This window comes from Collimonas arenae (assembly GCF_001584165.1).
Lineage (GTDB): Bacteria > Pseudomonadota > Gammaproteobacteria > Burkholderiales > Burkholderiaceae_D > Collimonas > Collimonas arenae.
The window spans coordinates 2,036,377-2,054,797 of record NZ_CP013233.1 but is presented as its reverse complement, the minus strand read 5'-3'; the positions used below and the strand labels follow the sequence as shown (position 1 = coordinate 2,054,797).

At 58.2% G+C, this 18,421-nt stretch carries 13 protein-coding genes, 1 tRNA gene and 3 pseudogenes; 6 read left to right on the top strand and 11 right to left on the bottom strand.

Annotated features, from left to right (window positions below):
• Nucleotides 1-23 precede the first annotated feature (23 nt).
• The 3 genes and pseudogenes from CAter10_RS09635 to CAter10_RS09625 all read left to right on the top strand — a co-directional run bounded on the left by CAter10_RS09635 (nt 24) and on the right by CAter10_RS09625 (nt 2,674).
• A tRNA-Leu gene (locus CAter10_RS09635) sits at nt 24-108 on the top strand.
• A gap of 469 nt (nt 109-577) precedes the next feature.
• Nucleotides 578-1,820 (top strand): annotated as a pseudogene (locus tag CAter10_RS24510) (MASE1 domain-containing protein).
• Nucleotides 1,817-2,674 carry an alpha/beta hydrolase gene (locus CAter10_RS09625; RefSeq protein ID WP_061533238.1) on the top strand — a complete coding sequence of 286 codons (858 nt, stop codon included), beginning with the start codon at nt 1,817-1,819 and terminating at the stop codon, nt 2,672-2,674. Before CAter10_RS24510 ends, CAter10_RS09625 begins: the two are co-directional and overlap by 4 nt.
• On the opposite strand, the pseudogene CAter10_RS09620 reads toward CAter10_RS09625, so the two are convergent.
• A pseudogene (locus CAter10_RS09620) lies at nt 2,647-4,985 on the bottom strand (patatin-like phospholipase family protein). The gene CAter10_RS09625 and the pseudogene CAter10_RS09620 sit on opposite strands and share 28 nt — an antisense overlap.
• A gap of 205 nt (nt 4,986-5,190) precedes the next feature.
• On the opposite strand from CAter10_RS09620, the pseudogene CAter10_RS09615 reads away from it, so the two are divergent.
• A pseudogene (locus CAter10_RS09615) lies at nt 5,191-6,325 on the top strand (metallophosphoesterase).
• Nucleotides 6,326-6,334: 9 nt separating this feature from the next.
• Here CAter10_RS09615 and arfB read toward each other — a convergent pair.
• Nucleotides 6,335-6,778, bottom strand: coding sequence for an alternative ribosome rescue aminoacyl-tRNA hydrolase ArfB (gene arfB, locus CAter10_RS09610; RefSeq protein WP_197467243.1), 444 nt, complete (start codon nt 6,776-6,778; stop codon nt 6,335-6,337).
• A gap of 61 nt (nt 6,779-6,839) precedes the next feature.
• Nucleotides 6,840-7,538, bottom strand: coding sequence for a glutathione S-transferase family protein (locus CAter10_RS09605; RefSeq protein WP_061533237.1), 699 nt, complete (start codon nt 7,536-7,538; stop codon nt 6,840-6,842).
• Nucleotides 7,539-7,778: 240 nt separating this feature from the next.
• On the opposite strand from CAter10_RS09605, the gene CAter10_RS09600 reads away from it, so the two are divergent.
• Both CAter10_RS09600 and CAter10_RS09595 read left to right on the top strand, forming a co-directional pair.
• Nucleotides 7,779-8,390, top strand: coding sequence for a YceI family protein (locus CAter10_RS09600; protein ID WP_082797854.1), 612 nt, complete (start codon nt 7,779-7,781; stop codon nt 8,388-8,390).
• Between the two features lie 23 nt (nt 8,391-8,413).
• Nucleotides 8,414-10,036 (top strand): gamma-glutamyltransferase family protein, encoded by a 1,623-nt coding sequence (locus tag CAter10_RS09595; protein ID WP_061533236.1) that lies wholly within the window; start codon nt 8,414-8,416, stop codon nt 10,034-10,036.
• 103 nt (nt 10,037-10,139) lie between these two features.
• Here CAter10_RS09595 and CAter10_RS09590 read toward each other — a convergent pair whose 3' ends face one another.
• The 8 genes from CAter10_RS09590 to CAter10_RS09555 all read right to left on the bottom strand — a co-directional run bounded on the left by CAter10_RS09590 (nt 10,140) and on the right by CAter10_RS09555 (nt 18,358).
• Nucleotides 10,140-10,463, bottom strand: a complete 324-nt coding sequence (locus tag CAter10_RS09590) for a chaperone modulator CbpM (protein WP_061533235.1) — start codon at nt 10,461-10,463, stop codon at nt 10,140-10,142.
• Nucleotides 10,463-11,398: a DnaJ C-terminal domain-containing protein gene (locus tag CAter10_RS09585; protein ID WP_061533234.1), complete on the bottom strand. Its 936-nt coding sequence runs from the start codon at nt 11,396-11,398 to the stop codon at nt 10,463-10,465. Before CAter10_RS09585 ends, CAter10_RS09590 begins: the two co-directional genes overlap by 1 nt.
• 93 nt (nt 11,399-11,491) lie before the next feature.
• Nucleotides 11,492-12,043 carry an NADPH-dependent FMN reductase gene (locus CAter10_RS09580; protein ID WP_061533233.1) on the bottom strand — a complete coding sequence of 184 codons (552 nt, stop codon included), beginning with the start codon at nt 12,041-12,043 and terminating at the stop codon, nt 11,492-11,494.
• A gap of 40 nt (nt 12,044-12,083) precedes the next feature.
• Nucleotides 12,084-12,485, bottom strand: coding sequence for an OsmC family protein (locus CAter10_RS09575; protein ID WP_061533232.1), 402 nt, complete (start codon nt 12,483-12,485; stop codon nt 12,084-12,086).
• A gap of 235 nt (nt 12,486-12,720) precedes the next feature.
• Nucleotides 12,721-13,044, bottom strand: coding sequence for an Hpt domain-containing protein (locus tag CAter10_RS09570; RefSeq protein WP_061537155.1), 324 nt, complete (start codon nt 13,042-13,044; stop codon nt 12,721-12,723).
• A 385-nt stretch (nt 13,045-13,429) separates the two neighbouring features.
• Nucleotides 13,430-14,575, bottom strand: coding sequence for a methyltransferase (locus CAter10_RS09565; RefSeq protein ID WP_061533230.1), 1,146 nt, complete (start codon nt 14,573-14,575; stop codon nt 13,430-13,432).
• 258 nt (nt 14,576-14,833) lie between these two features.
• Entirely contained in the window at nt 14,834-16,675 is a 1,842-nt protein-coding gene (locus CAter10_RS09560; protein ID WP_061533229.1) for a methyl-accepting chemotaxis protein, read from the bottom strand.
• Nucleotides 16,676-16,711: 36 nt separating this feature from the next.
• On the bottom strand, nt 16,712-18,358 hold the full coding sequence (locus CAter10_RS09555) for a methyl-accepting chemotaxis protein (RefSeq protein ID WP_082797853.1): 1,647 nt from the start codon (nt 18,356-18,358) through the stop codon (nt 16,712-16,714).
• Nucleotides 18,359-18,421 lie beyond the last annotated feature (63 nt).

Sequence of the window (18,421 nt, the reverse complement as noted above, 5' to 3'; positions counted from 1 at the left end):
AGCCTATAATCTCGCTCTCTCAAGCCCACGTGGCGGAATTGGTAGACGCGCATGGTTCAGGTCCATGTGCCGCAAGGTGTGGGGGTTCGAGTCCCTCCGTGGGCACCATATACCATAGACTAGACCCTTTTCGGGGTCTAGCTTTCCGCAAGTTTCACTGCACTTCCGGCGCCGCATTACATGCGGCGCGTTGGTGATTATAGTGAAAATCAAGATTTACTTCCCTTTGTTTTTCTATTCGTTTTGTAATGCGCGCATTGCCAACGCTGATTTGGTGCGTATTTTTTACGGACGATTTGGGGCCAAGCCCTTGCTTCGCCATAACCGACAACATCCACTCTCACTCCTCCATCAAACATGTGCCGGACACTCAAACGAAACGAGTGACTCGCGCGCAGTAATTCATTCGTCATTATTCTGTCTCAATTATTGCTTGCTGCTCAACTTATAATGAGCGGCTAAAATGCGTCGACAGCGGCAACATCAACCTCAATCGGCAAACACCACAAGGACATTCACAGTGAAACTGACCAATCAATTTGTCACCGCACTGCTATGGGGATTGTTGTACCTGGTCATGGGTTACATGTCGCATCAGCTGAACGGCCCGATTGCCGCGACCGGCTATATCTGGCTGCCAGCCGGCGTCACGGTAGCCGCCTTCATGCTCACTAAAACCTCGCGCTGGCTGCCGCTGATCATCGGTTTCGTTGTGGCGCAATTGATATTGGGCTGGATCGAGGACCGCAATATCTTGCGCATGGCTTTATTTGCGCTTGATGAGATCGGCGTCGCCGCGATTGCAGTGGTGCTGGTTCGGATGACGCAGTTGCCAATGGAGGGCTGTATTTCGTGCGCGGCCTGCTGATCGCCGGCGTTGCCTGCAGTGCGGTCAGCGCCGCAATCGGCGCGGCCTGGTTCCTGCTGGTCTTGAATGTGCCGTTCTGGCCGACTGCGGGCGTGTGGGCAGCCTCCGATCTGGTCGGCATCCTGATCGTGACACCAGTGCTGGCCGGCTGGTCGCGTTTTCATGCGATGCGCTCCGGCGGCATGGATCGCAGCGACTTTCTGCTTGGCCTGGCAGCCTTCGTCGCTCTCGGCGTCACCTCTTTTATGATTTTCGATGGCGACGCCATCAGCAACCTGTCGATCGGCGTCAATTTTGCGTTGACCTACATTCCGCTGTTTTCGCCGCGGTTGTCACCTTGCTGTGGGGTGGGCGCGGAGGTTCGCTGGCAGTGGCGATGCTGGCCTTCTTTGCCCTGCTCAACACCGTGCAGGGCGACGGGCCATTCGCCGCCATTGGCGCAATTGCCAACAACTACTCACACCATTCGCTACTGGAAGCCCAGTTGTACCTGGCAGTTGCAGCATTACTGTGTCTGTTGATCAGCGCGCTGAAAACCACACGCGAGCAATTGCATGAAGACGCTGCGCAATGGAAGAGCGACGTCGAACTCGCACTTACCATCAGCCGCCAGCTGGTCTACAGTATTGACCCGCACAGTGGCAAGCTGCGCTGGAACGGCGACCTGCAAGGACTGCTGGGCGTCAGCATCGACACCTTCAGCGATCTCGATCATGTGCTCAGTCATGTTCACCCCGATGATCGCGCCCAATTGCGCAGCCGCTGGCTCGAGGACGCGGAAGACGGCTCCCGCCCCGACCTCCATTTCCGGCTGTTGCTGCCAGTCGGCCATGAGAACCAGATGACCGACATGAGTGCGGTATTGCTCGATTCCGACGAAAGCGTCGCCATGGTAGCCGGCGCCTGGCGACTCAACATCAAGGAGGTCGCTCAACCCCGGGGCAGGCAATGACCGATCGCACCGGAGCGCTGCTGATCCATGGTCTGGGCGGCACGCAGTTCGACCTCGGTCCGCTGCACAAGGTGCTGCAGCGGGCCGGCGTGGAGACGCATGCGGTCACGCTGCCCGGCCATGGCACCCAGCCGGAAGACCTGGTGTCGGTACGCGCGGAGGATTGGCTCGATACGGTCGTTGCCAGCTACCGTGAACTGGCGCCGCAGTACGACACCTTTCATGTGCTGGGCATGTGCATGGGCTCGTTGCTGGCGCTCGCGTTGTGCGAACGGGTACAGCACAGCAAAGGCAAGCTGGTGACACTCGCGCCGCCGATCTTCATTGATGGCTGGTCGACGCCGTGGTATCGCGGTTTGCGGCATCTGGTGTACTGGATACCTGGGCTGCCGGCGCGCATGAAAGTGGAAGAAGACGAGCCGTTCGGCATCAAGAACTCGACGGTGCGTGCAATCGTCAAGGCCAAATTCGCGCGCGGCGACAATTTCCATTACCGCTGGGTGCCGTTGGCTTGCGTGCGCCAGGTCGATCGACTGCGCCGCCAGGTGCAAGCGAATGCCCACAAGATCACCTGTCCCACCTTAGTGGTGCACGCCCGCGAGGATGAATTGACCAGCCTGAAATCGGCCGAATTCCTGCGCGGCACCTTGACCGATGTGCGCGTGGTGGTACTGGAGAATAGCTACCACATGATTTGCGTCGACAACGACCGTGAACAGGTCATCAACAGCGTGCTGGAATTTTTCGGTTATCCGCCTGCACCGGCGCGCCGGATGCGCGGCGCTAGCGTCTCTAGCTCGCCGGGCCGCAGCCAGGTCAAGTTACTTCAGAACACTCGCCCCAATTGCAAATAAAGATTCCAGACGCCACGCGGCGCCAGCGCCAGACCAAAGTAAACCGGACCCAGGAAACTGTTGCCACCTAAGAACATGCTGGCGCTTTTCTTGAGCGGACCGGTGCCGAACGCGGTACGGGTTTGCCACACATCGCCGGCTTCCAGGCTGGTTCCCAGCACGGTACTACGCAATCCAGGCAAATCCAGATCAGGCATGTCACGCAGATAGGTCAAGCGGCCGTACAACAGGTAATTGCCGGTGAACTGGTCAGGCGCATACGCCGACAAATGCTGGAACCCTCCTAAAGAAAATCCCAGACCACCGTTTCCGCTGACGCCATTCTCCTCATTGCCATAAGTACCGGCCGCCTCCAGCGCGAAATTCAAGGTATTGCCGCCGTGGCTGACAGCCCACAGCCCCTTGGCTTGGGCGTCACTATAGCGATTGTCCGCTCCACCAAGACCAACGTTGCTGATGGCCGAGACGTAATAGCCTTTACGCGGAAATAACGGATCGTCCAATTGATCGACGGTGAGCTTGGCACTGACCACCGGTTGCTTGATCCGGAATGAATCGAAGAGCCCGTCCGATGCCGAACCGTCTGAGCCGAGCGGTATATTGTAGGACGGTGCCGCGACCAGCCACTGATAATTGACACCGGCCCTGAACTCGCCCAAACGCCCGATCGGGATGCCGAGATCAACCCCGACTTTGGTGGTGTCAACGCGATAAGCGGTGACCGGCACCGTTGCAGCAGTGGCATTGTTGTCATCGGAATAGATATCAAGATGCCGACGCCCGTATTCGGCATAAGGCGCCACATACAAACCGACTGTATTCCATATCGGCTGCCGCAATTCGGTATGCAGGCTGGCCTGCTTACTGCCCAGCACGACGTCATTGCGCCACTCCAGGCACTATCGGTAATCCACGGCAACCGATGGCCGATCTGCAGGTTAAAGTCGCCGCGGCCGTTGAAGCTGTTTGAGACACCCAATCCGAACAGCAGGAAATGCGGCCCCCAGGATTTGGCGTCTGCATCGACTTTCAGTACGTTAATGCCGTCCTCAGTCACCAGTTCCTGCGTGACGCTCTTGAAATCGCCGTTGGTCGACAGGCGCGCCATGTCTTGGTTGAGCGCCACAGGATTGTAGAAATCCCCCTCATTCACGTCCAGTGAGCGGCGCACTGCCGCTGCCGGCACGGGGCCATGGCTATTGATTTCAATCTTGTCGATGCGCGTTTCCTGGGCCAGCACAGGTCCACCGCTACGCCCAGCCAGGTAGGATTTCCATTGTTCCGGCGGCAGCGCCAGCGCTTCCAGTTTGGCGCGCTGCTTCTGCGCGGCGGCGTAGCCGGCCGCGACGCCATCCTTGCCGCGCGAAAAATCGGCAAACGACAAGTCACCCAGATCGGGCTCGATCAGCACATCGCCCTTCTTCAGCAATCCAATCTGCTGCTTGACGTTCTGCCGAATCAGGATGGTCACCATCTGCTGCGCCACTGCAGTCGGCGAATCGAGCGTCGACGGGTCTTGCAGGTCGGTGGCAATGTTGACGGCAATGATGATGTCCGCGCCCATGTCGCGCGCAAGCTGGACCGGCAGGTTGCGCACCAGGCCTCCATCGACCAGCGTATGGCCATCCAGCTTGAGCGGCGCGAACAGCCCGGCACTGCCATGCTGGCGCGGATCGCGCGTGGCAGCGAGCCTTGCTTGAGGATCACCTCGGCGCCGCTGCCGAGATCGGTTGCCACAGCGCGAAACGGTGTCGGCAACTTGTCGAAAGAAATATTCGCCGGCAACTGCGGCGTCCAGTTCTGCAGGAGCGCCAGTAAATTGTTTCCCTGCACCAGGCCTGCCGGCAGTTTCAACTTGCCGTCGCCGTAGCCGGCCGACAGGCCGATCGGATACTGGAAATCATCCTCACGCTGCGACTGCGGCAATTCGGCGCGCTCATTACGGTCGAAAGCAATGTCGCTCAGATTGGTGCCGGTCAGGATGTGGTCCAGTTCGTCGGCCGACAATCCGCTCGCGTACAACCCGCCAACCACCGCCCCATACTGGTTGCGGCAACATAATCGATTGGGATATGCATTTGCTCCAGCGCTTTGAGCACGCCGAGATGGGCATATCCACGGCGCCGCCGCCGGACAACACCAGACCTATGCGCGGCCGACCGTGCACCTCCGCCGTTACTGCTTTGGCATCCGCCGCCGACGTGTCCGTTGCAATCGCTGCATTTACATGCAGCAGTCCAAGCGCCAGCGCTGCCCATGCCAATCTACCAACAAATCGGGAAATTACGTTATTTTGGTTCAAAAGATGCATGGTGACCTGGAAAACACCGGCTAGCGATGGTTTTAAGCAATAAAGGCAAGATTATATTGGATTACCTCTCCCCGTTAAGCCGGTCAACGCCGGTATTGCACGTCTTCCAACCTATTGAAGCCGGCAAACGCGCCCCAATATCAGCAGCCAGCGCAATCGATTTCGCAACTGGTTGCCCCCTTGTTCATTTCTTACAGGTATCTCCATGCCGTCGCGCTTCGCCATCTCGGTTGTCCTCTTTTTGCTGGGCGTGCTGCACGCCTATATCGGCTGGCGCCTGATTCCTGCGCTGCCGGCCTGCCGGCTGCGCAATGGCTACTCGGCATCTGGCTGTTGTTTTCGTTGCCATTGATTCCGGCGGCCTGCTATCGCGCTTCATCAAGCGACAGCCGTTTGCTGATCGGCTGGCTTGGGCCGGCATGCTGGCGATGGGCGTGTTTTCGTCGCTGCTGATCGCGACGCTAGTGCGCGAACTGTTCCTGCTGGCGGCGCCATGGCTTGGCCTGAACGGCGCCGAATGGTCGAGCTGGAGCGCCTTGGCAGTGTTGCTGGTGGCCGCACTGGCGACTGTTGTCGGCTTCTTTAATGCGCGCCGGCTAGCGGCGGTGATCGATATCGACATACCGATCAGCGGCCTGCCTGCCGGCCTGCACGGCTTCACGATTGCCCAGATCAGCGATATTCATGTCGGGCCGACCATCAAGCGCGGCTATCTCGATTCCATCGTCAACAAGGTCAATACGCTCAAGCCGGACCTGATTGCCATTACCGGCGACCTGGTCGACGGCAGCGTGGAGGAGCTGGCGCCACATACTGCGCCGCTTGCCAATTTGCGCTCGCGGCATGGCGCCTACTTTGTGACAGGCAATCATGAGTACTACTCGAACGCGTCGGAATGGGTGGCCGAAGTGCGTCGGTTAGGACTGACAGTGTTGATGAACGAACACGTGGTAGTGAATCACCAGGGCGCTTCGCTGCTGGTGGCTGGCGTTACCGACTATAGCGCCCATCATTTCGACGAAGCGGAACGCAGCGATCCGCACGCGGCGCTGGCCGGCGGACCGTCCGAAGTCGCAGTCAAGTTGTTGCTCGCGCATCAACCGCGTTCAGCCGCGGCGGCAGCCGATGCAGGTTTCGACTTGCAGTTGTCCGGTCACACGCATGGCGGCCAGTTTTTCCCTTGGAATTTATTCGTCCCGCTGCAACAGCCGTATACGGCCGGCTTGAACCGGCTGCGCAATTTGTGGGTATACACCAGTCGCGGCACCGGTTATTGGGGACCGCCGAAACGACTGCTGGCGCCATCTGAAATTACTCGTCTGAGGTTAGTCCCACTCTGATTTCCGAATCTACAACATTACCTTGCCGCGCATCTGTTTGTCCTTGCCGCGACGGGTTTTGCTATCTACACGTTTGAGTTGTGAGCTGCGGCTGGGAGTGGTCGGCCTTCTTTTCTTCGGAACGATGGTGACGCTCAGCAGCAGTTCCTGCAACCGCCGCAATGCTTCAGTCTTGTTCTTTTCCTGGCTGCGCGATTGCTGTGCCTTGAGAACGATGACGCCGTCCTTGCTGATACGCTGATCGCTGTCGCGCAGTGCCAGCAGCTTTTCCTGATAAAAAGCCGGCAACGACGAAGCCTGGATGGCAAAGCGCAAGTGAATCGCCGACGATACCTTATTGACATTCTGACCGCCTGGACCTTGCGCACGGACGGCCGTGATCTCGATCTCGTCCAATGGGATCGCGAGCGCGTCGGTAATGTACAGCAACTGGTCGTCGTTGCGGCTATTCATGAACTGGGCTCTAAGCATGCGCACCATTATGGCACGCATGCCTGAGCATTCCAGGTCCCCGTTACTTCTTTACCGCAATCGTCGTGCGCAAATCCTGCAACAGTATTCCCGCCGCCTTGGCTTCGGCTTCATGCCCAGGTTCACGCCACGACTCGGCCAGGGCATCTGCGTGCCACTGCTGCATTGATGCCAGGTTCAACAGGCGTGTTGCATATTCCTGCGCCGCCGTGCTCAGTTTAAGTCCATAGGTCTGTGCACGGAATGCCACCGGCGCAAAAAAAGCATCCACCGCAGTAAAACGCGCGCCCGCCAGGAAAGGACCGCCAAATCGTTCCAGTCCTTGTTGCCACAATTCGTCAATGCGGTCGATGTCCTGCTTGAGCGCAGCCGGCATTTCTTCGAGTTGCACCCGGATTCCGCAATTCATCGTGCAGCGTTCACGCAGCACACCGAAGCCGGAATGCATCTCGGCGGCAGCACAGCGCGCCCAGGCTCTTGCCTGCGGATTACCAGGCCAGACGCCATCATGGCGCTCGGCCAGGTATTCGACGATGCCGAGCGAATCCCACACTGTGATGTCACCGTCGGTCAGGGCCGGCACCTTGCCGGTCGGCGAAAAACCGCGAAACGCATCCCAATTGGAGCCCTCTGAGAATGGCACGATCTGCTCCTTGAATCCGATGCCAAGTTCACGCAGCAGTACCCATGGCCGCAGCGACCACGACGAATAATTCTTGTTAGCGATATACAGCTGATACATGATGTCAGAAGCTCCTGGGTTGAGTTACCGGTTCGGCCAAAAATGCATTCTAATATTTCTGGATGGGAATATCCATGACGCTGTATCGTGATGCCTTAGAAGCAGATGCGACGAACCACGCAACTTGGTCACTTTCCCGATATGAATTCGAAGGTTCAATTCGATGGGCCAACTCGATTTCTTGAGTCAATTTAAAATAGACAACCCCATGCGACCGGGAAATTTACTGGAACGATAGCCATGCCGATTTCTTTTCGACCGCTCCACCCACTACAATCGCTGCCATTGCTGCCATTGCTGCCATTGCTGTGGGCATTCAGCAGCAGCAATACCTGCCTGGCTGCCGACCACTACCTGATCGATCCGGAGCATACCTTCTCCTATTTCGAATACAACCACTGGGGTTTGTCGCAGCAGCGTAGCCGTTTCGACAGCACTGCCGGCACCATAGAACTGGATGAATCGGCAGGGAGCGGGACCATCGATATCGAGATCGATGCCTCCTCAATCAGCACCGGCAGCGAAAGCTTCAACCAGATCATGCGGTCTGGAGATTTTTTCGATACCGCCAACTATCCGAAAATCAGTTTCAAATCATCCAGCCTGCATTTTGAGGACCAGCAACTGAAGCAGGTCGACGGTGACCTGACGATCAAGGGCGTCACGCACCCGGTAACACTCGACATCAGTCATTTCAACTGCCGCTTCATGCTGCTCTACGGAAAACGTGCCTGCGGCGCCAACGGTTCTGCAAAAATACTACGCAGCGATTACAAACTCGGCCGCTACGCGCCATTTGTCGGCGACGATGTGACACTGCATATCAGCGTCGAGGCAATCAAGGAATACTGAGTCTTCACGATAGGAGCACAAGCATGTCGTTCAACTGGAACAATCCCTACCCTACCACCCGGATTCCATTATTTGCCCGCAACGCCGTCGCAACGTCTCATCCGCTGGCGGCGCAGGCCGGCGTGCGCATGCTGCTCAAGGGCGGCAACGCCATTGACGCGGCGCTTGCCGCCGCTGCGGCACTGACCATTGTCGAGCCGGTTTCCTGCGGCCTGGGCAGCGACGCCTTCGCGATTCTGTGGGATGGCAAGGCCTTGCACGGACTGAACTCCTCCGGCGTCGCCCCGGCTGCCTGGGACCTGGCCTATTTCAAACGAAAATACGGCGAGCAATCGAACCACCTGGCGCAGCAACCGCAACGCGGTTGGGACAGCGTCACCGTACCGGGCGCGGTGGCAGGCTGGGCGGCCTTGCACCAACGCTTCGGCAAACTGCCGTTTGAAGACATCATGGAGCCGGCCGCTGAAATCGCCGAGCGCGGCCATGCCATCGCGCCGGTAGTGGCGCACAAATGGGCCGCGGCCATTCCTGCGCTGCATGACCAGCCCGGCTTTGCCGAAGCCTTCATGCCTAATGGACGAGCGCCGGCGGTAAGCCAAAAATTCATGCTGCCCGATGCCGCGCGCAGCCTGCGCATGATCGGCGCCAGCAACGGCCGCGCCTTCTACGAAGGTGCATTGGCGGAGCAGATCGTCGCTTTCAGCCGCGACTGCGGCGGCGCCATGACGATGGCCGACCTGGGTAACTACCAGCCGGAATGGGTGACGCCGATCAGCAAGCGCTATCGCGGCTACGACGTGCATGAAATCCCGCCTAACGGCCAGGGCATTTCAGCACTGATGGCGCTCGGCATGCTCGATCAATTCGACCTGGACAGCCTGCCGCTGGATTCGGCCGATGCACAGCATCTGCAAATCGAGGCGATGAAACTGGCCTTCTCTGATCTGTACCAGTATGTCGCCGACCCACGCGCGATGCAGGTGACGCCACAGGAAATGCTAAGCGACGCCTATCTGAGTCAGCGCGCCAAATTGATCAACATGGATCGCGCCACGCAATTCGAATTCGGCATGCCACGCAGCGGCGGCACCGTATACCTCAGCGCCGCCGATGAAAACGGCATGATGGTGTCATTCATTCAATCCAATTACATGGGTTTCGGTTCAGGCGTGGTGGTGCCGGGAACCGGCATCAGCCTGCAAAACCGCGGCGTCGGATTCTCGATGGATCCGCGTTCAGCCAACGTGGTTGCACCCGGCAAGCGCCCTTTTCACACCATCATCCCGGCCTTCCTGACCCGCGACGGCGTGCCAGTGATGAGTTTCGGCGTGATGGGCGGCGACATGCAGCCGCAAGGCCATGTGCAAACGCTGGTGCGCATGCTCGACTACCAACAGCAACCGCAAGCCGCCTGCGACGCACCGCGCTGGAAGGTCAATCGCGACTTCACGCTGGATGTCGAAGCTTCTATGAATACGGATGTAGTGACGGCGTTGAAGGCGCGCGGCCATCGCCTGCAGTCGATCGCCGATCCTTACATGGATTTCGGTTCCGGCCAGTTCATCTGGCGTCTGTCTGACGATCCGGATCAGGGCTACGTGGCGGCCAGCGACAGCCGACGCGATGGCCAGGCGGCGGGATTTTAAATTTGCAAAGATTTGCAATAAGCAGGATTGCGTTCGTCACGACGGCGTGCATAACGCAATCCTTGCTGAATTCGGCCGGCCACTACCGATCCGATACAGCCGATCAGAATGAATGTGGCAGCTTGGCATCCATCGCCGCCAGCTTAGCCTCCAGCAAATGTATGCGCTGCATCAGATTAAGTGCTACCGCCAAGCCGTGTGTATCAAGCTCGAAATCGTCGCGCAAGCGGCGCGCGGTTCTGGCGACCACAATGGTTTGCGAGCGGAACAGATACACTGGCGCCTCGCGATCGTCTGGCTCGATCGCGCCGATTTCCACCAGATCGGCCAACTCTTCATTGCTGAGGCCGGAAAATTCCGCCAGATCTTCCAGCGAACACAGGTCGGCATCGTTGAGCCAGACGGATTCCACTACAAGACTTGTCATCACGCTTCTCCTTTGGCACGTGGATTAAAGGTCGATTCGGCCGCAAGCTGTTCAAACAGTTCACGCTCACGCTGCGTGGCCGCCTTCGGCACCTCTATCCGAATTACTGCATACAAATTCCCCTGTTCGCCTGAGGCCGACGGCAGGCCGCGCTTGGCCAGTCGGAACTGGCGATTGGCGGCAGTGCTGGCGGGAATCGCCAACTCTACCTTGCCGCCCAAGGTCGGCACCGTCACGCTGGCGCCCAGCACTGCTTCCCAAGGCGCCAGCGGCAAGTCGATGTAGAGATCCTTGCCGCTGACCCGATACTGGGGATGCGGAATTACCTTCATCACGACATACAAATCGCCATGCTTGCCGCCATCGTGGCCCTGCCCGCCTTTGCCAGCCAGCCGCAGGCGCTGGCCGTCTTCAGCGCCTTTCGGAATGCGCACCCGATAGGTATGCGGCACCCGATGCAGTTTGCCGTGCTCGTCATACTCCGGCATGGTCAGCCTGACGTCGGTTTCGCCGCCGTCATAAATCTGCTCTAGCGTGATCGGCGCGTTGACCTCATAGTCTTCGCCTCTGGCGGGCCGCGGCCTGCCGCCATGCCCGCCGCCGTGACGCGAGGCCGCAAAAGCGGCCAGGATATCAGCCATGTCGACATCGCCGAACGATGCCCCCGAATCGCTGAAGTCTTGCTGCCAAGATGGTGGCGGCTCAACATTTTCGCCGGCCCGGTGTGTGCCGAGCTGGTCGTAGGCGGCGCGTTTTTCCGCATCCTTCAGCGTTGCGTAAGCTTCGGCGACTTCCTTGAATTTTTCTTCGCCGGCCGGGTCCTTGGACACGTCCGGATGGTATTTGTGCGCCAGCTTGCGATACGCTTGCTTGATTTCTGCAGCGGTTGCGGTGCGCTCGACGCCAAGAGCGCTGTAATAATCTTTAAATTTCATGTTGTCCTTTGCCGTTAATTGGTAATCTGCCGACGTTGCCGGCAACTTACAAGCAATAAAATCTGTCGCAAAGAGTTCGCGCCATAGCTCCTGTCAGTTCTTCAGGAACTCGACAAAATTCCGGTTGAACTGCTTTAACTGTTCACGCACCTGCTCATCGACCAGTTCTCCATCCTGGTTGAACACTTGGCCCGCGCGCGATACCATCAGGCGACCGCCAAACCAGGGCTGCATGCCCAGCGTACGCAACACCGGCAACCATGCATTTTGCGAGAGGATGGTGCCGAAGCCGCCCGGTGAAGCGCCGATCACCGCCACCCGACGCCCGCCAAAGATACGTGCGCTGTCAGCAGGTGGCCGCGATAACCAGTCAAGCGCGTTCTTGAATACCCCGGGCATCGAATTATTGTATTCCGGCGTCACCAGCAGCAAACCATCCGCCACCGCAATCTGTTCCTTCAGCAACGCTACGGCTGCCGGAATGCCCTCTGCCGCTTCAAGATCGCCGTCATACAAGGGAATTCCCTTGATGGTGCCAATCTCAAGCTCTGAACCCGGCGGCATCAGACCTGCAGCAGCTCGCAGCAATGCGGCATTGAGCGAACCACTGCGCAGGCTGCCCGCCACGCCAATAATCTTCGTCATGCTTTTCCTCCTTGTATTTTCAATCTGCCGATAGCAATATTCAGGCCGCGGGCGTCCTGCTCACAGTCGTGCGGATTTCGGTCCCGCGCTTGATAGTCTTGGTGACCGGCGTCTTTTCGCAGATTTCCGCCAGCCTGGATAACTGCTCTTCGCTCAGTGGTGCGCCAAAGGCGATTTCTCGCGTGATCAATTCCACGCCTTGTTCATCGCGTACAAATCTTAATTGCGCATCGATTCGACCGAGTTCCCATTGTTTGCGCTCGGCGTACATGCGCAAGGTCAGCGAAGTGCATGCTGCCAGGCCGGCCAACAGCAGTTCGTAAGGGGCCGGCCCGCTGTCGGTACCGCCGTTGCTCCTGGGTTCATCGGCCAAAATCTGATGTGAACGGGCCTGAATGTGCTGGGCGTAACCGGAATTGCTATGTAGATGTACAGATGCCATACGCGTTCTCCATATCGACGTGTCATTGCTGCCTCAGGCATGCCGACGCGGCAAGCGAGGAGTAGATATTGAGACTATAGCGTTTTTGGGAGGGGACGTTGCTGGCAATCTACCGTCATGCAACAAATTGTCCAAGCCGGACAAGAATCCGAGTCAGTCAGACGGGAAATCAGATGAGGATAAAGGGGCTGCTACTGCCCGATCCAGTCGGGGATTGCAGGATTTCATTATTCCGTCAAAGTGCGGCGATTAGCTGGCGCAGCAAGGCGCAAGCTTCGACCAACCGGGCATGCTCGACAGGCAACCCGGTATTCAGGACAGCTTCAATGTGCAACGCGGCATTGACGGTCGGCGTCATGCGGAAAATCATGGCAGCGCCTTTCAAGCGATGCACAGTATCCTGCAGGGAGCCATAATCGCGACGCTCCAATGCCTGTTCGATGCCCGCCAGATCTTGCCTGGCGCTGACCAGGAACAAGTCATTCAAACCGGACTCGATGTCGCTCAGGGCAGGCGGTAAAGATGAGTTCGGACTTCTAGGATTGTTGCTTTTATTCATTTCGTCCACTTCTAGTGATTGTTACGACACGTCGCCGTCGTTTTCTGCGGAATTGGCAGAAAACGCAGCAAAATGAGCAAAATGCACCGTTCTCTTCCTGCGGATAGAGAGAACACGCCCACCATTTATCGTCAAACGACTAGAGATAGCCTAAATTTAGTGAATAATTGCAGCAATAGCAAAACTATATATTTCACAATAGTTAACATTCAATGCCACCAATCTACACGGCAGATTGACGAAACCAGCGAATTTACAACAAATATTTTCCATATGGAAATTATTTTTGTGCGGTACTCCGGCGAGAAGCCCTGAAAAAGGGCTTTGCCGGCAGCTCTTCTATCATCGCATCAAGCAGCTCATCTGGCGCCTGACTCCGATACGCTCAACGGGCGGCCAGGCGCCACAACGACGTCAGTTCGGCCGCGCGCGCAGCATGCAAAGGGTCACTTGGATCTGAAGCTTTCGGATGTTGTGGGCGAATATCGATTTTCTCCAACACTTTCAAGCCGCCGGCGTCGATTGCTTCGATCAGTTCGGCGCGTGATCGCAGGCCCAGGTGTTCCGCCAGATCCGACAAGATCAGCCAGCCCTCGCCGCCCGGCTCAAGATGCGCCGCCAAACCACCCAGGAAACCACGCAACATGCGGCTCTCTGGATCATATACAGCGTGCTCGATAGGTGAGCTGGGACGTGCAGGAACCCACGGCGGATTACAGATTACCAATGGCGCCCGCCCCTCGGGAAACAGGTCTGTCTGCATCAGCGTCACCTTGTCGTCGGCGTCGAGGCGCGCCAGATTCTCGCGGGCGCATGTCAATGCGCGTGGATCCATATCGGTAGCAATGACGCGGGCAACGCCCCGTTTGGCCAGCAATGCCGCCAATACGCCGGTGCCGGTACCGATGTCAAACGCCAGTTTGGTTGACGGCAACGGCGCTTGCGCCACCAGCCCGATGTATTCGCCCCGCACCGGCGAGTAGACGCCATAGTGCGGATGGATGCGGTCGCCCAACGCTGGGATTTCAACCCCTTTCTTGCGCCATTCATGCGCGCCGATCAGGCCCAGCAATTCGCGTAGCGACGCCACAAACGGCTCACTGGGCTGGCCATAGGCCTCATTGCAAGCCAACTGCACATCCGGCGCGCGGCGTAGCGGGATACTGTAATCGGCGTCGAAAGGTAGCAGCAACATACCCAGCGTCCTGGCTCGCTGCGACTGTGCCTGGCGATGCAGGTTAAATGCGTCTTTCGGCGACGCGGGCGGCTGACGCGGTTTGCCACGCTTCTCGGTCTTCGGCTCAGCGCGGCGGGCCAGCGCCTGCAGCAGTTGACGAGCATTCTGAAAATCTCCGCGCCATAGCATGCCGGTGCCTTCGCAGGCCAATCGATAGGCGGTGTCCGCCGTCATACGATCGTCGGCTATCACCACGCGCTTTGGCGCGGCATTGCCGCTTTCCGAGCGCCAGCGGGCGGAACGCGGCTGGTCATCTTCGACCCAATGAATCATTGGCTGCTCAGTTGCGCTCATGGTGCGCCCGCGGGACGCGATTCAACAGAAGGGAAATTCAAGCGCATGGGGTGGTCTCGATCAGTATAGGTAGATGGGAAGCAAGCCATGATGTGCACGACATCATTCCGGCTGCAATGCGGGTTTGCCATCATGGGACAGCAAACCATGCATTGTCGACAGTTTCCAAGTATACCTTCCTGACCGTAGCGCCGACCGTTTTCTTTCGTCAGGAGGCGCTTCCTGCAGTAACTATCGGGCTGGGCGGCATTCCGCTGCCTAGAATGTCTCCCAGTCGTCCCCGTTGGATGCCGCCAGCTTGGACTTGGGCGCCTGCCACTGTTGCTGCACCTGCGGCTTTGGCTGCTTTAATGGTTCGGATGATTTTAACGGCCGGACAAGCTGCGATGCCGCAACCGCCTTGCGCGGCGCTTTACCGACGTGGGCAGTTGCGACGGCTTTCAGTGCGCTCGGCGCCACGCGCCGCGGCACCGCTTGGACGACTACTGGTGTCGCCGCGCCACGTTTGATGTTGGCAGGAGCAGGAGCCGACTTGGCCGCCTGTCCGTTTCCGCCAACCTGGAATACCGACACGGCATCCTGCAGCCGTTGTGCCTGCCCTTCCAATGCACCGGCCGCCGCAGCCACCTGCTCCACCAGCGTGGCATTTTGCTGCGTTACCTTATCCATCTGAGTCACCGCCTGGTTGACCTGTTCGATGCCGCTGCTTTGCTCTTCAGATGCGATCGTTACCTCGCCCATGATGTCAGTCAGTCGCTTGACCGCCTGCACAATCTCACTCATGGTCTGGCCGGCCCGACTGACCAGTTCGGAACCACCATCAACCTTGCCGACCGAATCGTTGATCAGTTCCTTGATTTCCTTCGCCGCCTGGGCGCTGCGCTGGGCCAGGTTGCGCACTTCGGCTGCGACCACCGCGAACCCGCGTCCCTGTTCACCGGCCCGGGCTGCCTCCACCGCAGCATTCAGGGCCAGGATATTGGTCTGGAAAGCAATGCCATCGATCACGCCGATAATATCCGCGATGCGCTTGGAACTGTCGGTAATGCCCTGCATTGTGTGCACCACTTGCCCCACCACGTCGCCACCTCTGGCTGCAATATCAGATGCGGTTTGCGCCAGTTGACCGGCCTGCCGGGCGTTATCGGTATTTTGTCGCACGGTAGCAGTCAATTGCTCCATGCTGGCCGCAGTCTGTTGCAGCGACGCCGCCTGCTGTTCCGTGCGCGCCGACAAATCGCTGTTGCCGGCCGAGATTTCCCGGATCGAGTCGCCGATATTGTTGGTGCCTGAGCGAATTTCAGTGATTGCCGCTGACAGTTGCTGCTGCATCTGCCGCATTGCATACAACAGGCTGCTGCGGTCGCCAGCGTCAACCAGCACCGCGACATCCAGTTCACCGTCGGCAATCCTGGCAGCGATACCGGCAGCGTAGCTTGGTTCGCCGCCGAGACTGCGTGTCACGCTGCGGATAATCAGTAGCATGGTGGCAGACACCGTCACGCCGATAACAAACATGATGAGCAACTGCTTGATCAGGTTGTCGTAAAACGCGGTCTGGACGTCATTGACGAACACGCCCGAGACCAGGAACCAGTCCCATGGCGCAAAATAGATGACCTGGCTGATTTTTTCCGCGCGGGTGTCGGTAGTGCCCGGCAAACGTCCCATGTAATGAACGATGCCTTGCTTCTGCTCCTTTCCGACCTTGACCATTTCCGTGTAGTACAACTTGCCTTCGGTATCCTTGCGATCGCCAACATTCTTGTTGACGATATCCTTGCTGGTAGGATGCATCAGCACCACCGGTCGCGAATCGAACACGAACACATAGTTGTCCTGTGCGTAGCGCATGGTGCCGATGCGCTGCAAAGCCTGGCTCTGCGCATCCGCCAGGCTCATTTTGTTGGCTGCCACCTCATCGGCATAGCCTTTGACAATCCCCGCCGCGCTTTCCACTATGTTCTTGAGGCCGGCCTCGCGCTCGCTCATCATGGTGCTGCGGGTATTCAGTGCAGACCAGCCGGCCAGCAACAGCAAACCGATCCACATGACCGCCAGCACCAACCACAGTTTTGCTTTCAGACTCAACGTTTTCATACGCACATACTTTCACTAGGTGTTGAATTTCATTTTCTAGGCGACCCGCCGCATCGCCGGCGGTGTCGACAGTTGTACCGGCTGCGGAGAAATATTCCGACTGCCCCGGTCCGCCGCACCGTGGTGCGAATGCCCGTTGCCAGTATTGAATACGCTCACGACCTGCGCCAAGTTGGCGGCCTGTTCTTGCAGCGACGCTGCCGCCGCAGCGGCCTGCTCGACCAACGCGGCATTCTGCTGTGTCACTTCATCCATCTGCGTGATCGCGTGGTTGACCTGTTCGATACCGATGCTCTGTTCCTGGCTGGCAGTGGCGATCTCGCCGACGATGTCGGTAACCCGCTTGACGCTAGTCACGACCTCGCCCATCGTGGCGCCAGCCTGTTCCACCAGTCTGCTGCCGGTGCCGACCTGATCGACCGAATCGTCAATCAATACCTTGATTTCCTTGGCGGCGGCGGCAGAGCGTTGCGCCAGATTGCGTACTTCGGAGGCGACCACGGCGAAACCTCGGCCCTGCTCGCCGGCACGCGCAGCTTCCACTGCGGCATTCAGTGCCAGAATATTCGTCTGGAAGGCAATCCCGTCGATGACACCGATGATGTCGACGATCTTCCTCGACGAATTGCGGATCGATCCCATGGTGTCGACTACCTGAGACACCACGCCACTGCTTTGGGTTGCCACCTGCGAGGCGGTCACCGCCAGCTGGTTGGCCTGCCTGGCGTTGTCAGCGTTCTGCTTCACTGTCGATGTCAATTCCTCCATGGCGGATGCGGTCTCCTCCAGCGATCCGGCCTGCTGCTCGGTGCGGCTGGACAAATCGAGATTGCCACCGGCGATCTGGCTGGAGGCCGTGGCAATCGTATCGGCCGAACTCTTGATGTCCGAGATGGTACGCAACAGTGATTCGCGCATGCACTTCATCGCGTACACCAGGCTGCTGGTGTCACCTGGCCGAGTCGCAATATCGAGCGTCAAATCGCCGTCAGCGATGCGGTTGGCGATCTCGGAGGCGTGGGCGGGGTCGCCGCCGATCGTGTTCAGCATGCTGCGGTTCGAATAAATAACCAGTGCGACCAGAATCGCAGCTACCACCAGCAATATCGCGCCGGCCTGGTACAACGAATGCATGAAAGCGAGATTGAGGTCATCGACATAGATACCGGTAGTGACGATCCAGTCCCAAGGCTGGTAGCTCAACGCGAAAGAAGTCTTCGGCACCGACTCCGTTGAGCCTACGCGCGGCCAGACGTAATCGATGAAGCCGCCACCCGGCTGACTGCCGGCCTTGGAAATCGCAACGAACAACAGGTTGCCCGCGGGATCCTTGAAGTCGCTCATGTTGCGTCCGTCCAGTTCAGGCTTGATCGGATGCATCACCATCAGCTGGTTCGATGTCGATACCGAAAAATAACCATCCTTGCCATAGCGCATTGCTTTCAGCCGAGCCAACGCCTGCCGCTGCGCATCGCCCTTGCTGATACTGCCGCTATCCGCCATGCCCGCATACTCCTTGATCACACTCATCGCCGTGTTGGAGACATTGATCAAATCGCTTTTACGCTCTTCAAATCTGATCTGGCGCGACTGGTAGGCGTTAAACACGGAGATCGCAAATAGCGCGATGAGACTGACGACAAGAGGCAACCAGAGTTTTTGCGTAAAAGATAACTTGTTCATGTATGAGTCCCTCGTTTTGCCTTGGCAATTATTGGTATCGTGCGGCGTCAACGCGCGCTCACG

Coding starts and splice junctions, on each gene's coding strand:
- CAter10_RS09625 (WP_061533238.1), top strand. CDS start 1,817: ATGACCGATCGCACCGGAGCGCTGCTGATCCATGGTCTGGGCGGCACG.
- arfB (WP_197467243.1), bottom strand. CDS start 6,778: ATGAATAGCCGCAACGACGACCAGTTGCTGTACATTACCGACGCGCTC.
- CAter10_RS09605 (WP_061533237.1), bottom strand. CDS start 7,538: ATGTATCAGCTGTATATCGCTAACAAGAATTATTCGTCGTGGTCGCTG.
- CAter10_RS09600 (WP_082797854.1), top strand. CDS start 7,779: ATGCCGATTTCTTTTCGACCGCTCCACCCACTACAATCGCTGCCATTG.
- CAter10_RS09595 (WP_061533236.1), top strand. CDS start 8,414: ATGTCGTTCAACTGGAACAATCCCTACCCTACCACCCGGATTCCATTA.
- CAter10_RS09590 (WP_061533235.1), bottom strand. CDS start 10,463: ATGACAAGTCTTGTAGTGGAATCCGTCTGGCTCAACGATGCCGACCTG.
- CAter10_RS09585 (WP_061533234.1), bottom strand. CDS start 11,398: ATGAAATTTAAAGATTATTACAGCGCTCTTGGCGTCGAGCGCACCGCA.
- CAter10_RS09580 (WP_061533233.1), bottom strand. CDS start 12,043: ATGACGAAGATTATTGGCGTGGCGGGCAGCCTGCGCAGTGGTTCGCTC.
- CAter10_RS09575 (WP_061533232.1), bottom strand. CDS start 12,485: ATGGCATCTGTACATCTACATAGCAATTCCGGTTACGCCCAGCACATT.
- CAter10_RS09570 (WP_061537155.1), bottom strand. CDS start 13,044: ATGAATAAAAGCAACAATCCTAGAAGTCCGAACTCATCTTTACCGCCT.
- CAter10_RS09565 (WP_061533230.1), bottom strand. CDS start 14,575: ATGAGCGCAACTGAGCAGCCAATGATTCATTGGGTCGAAGATGACCAG.
- CAter10_RS09560 (WP_061533229.1), bottom strand. CDS start 16,675: ATGAAAACGTTGAGTCTGAAAGCAAAACTGTGGTTGGTGCTGGCGGTC.
- CAter10_RS09555 (WP_082797853.1), bottom strand. CDS start 18,358: ATGAACAAGTTATCTTTTACGCAAAAACTCTGGTTGCCTCTTGTCGTC.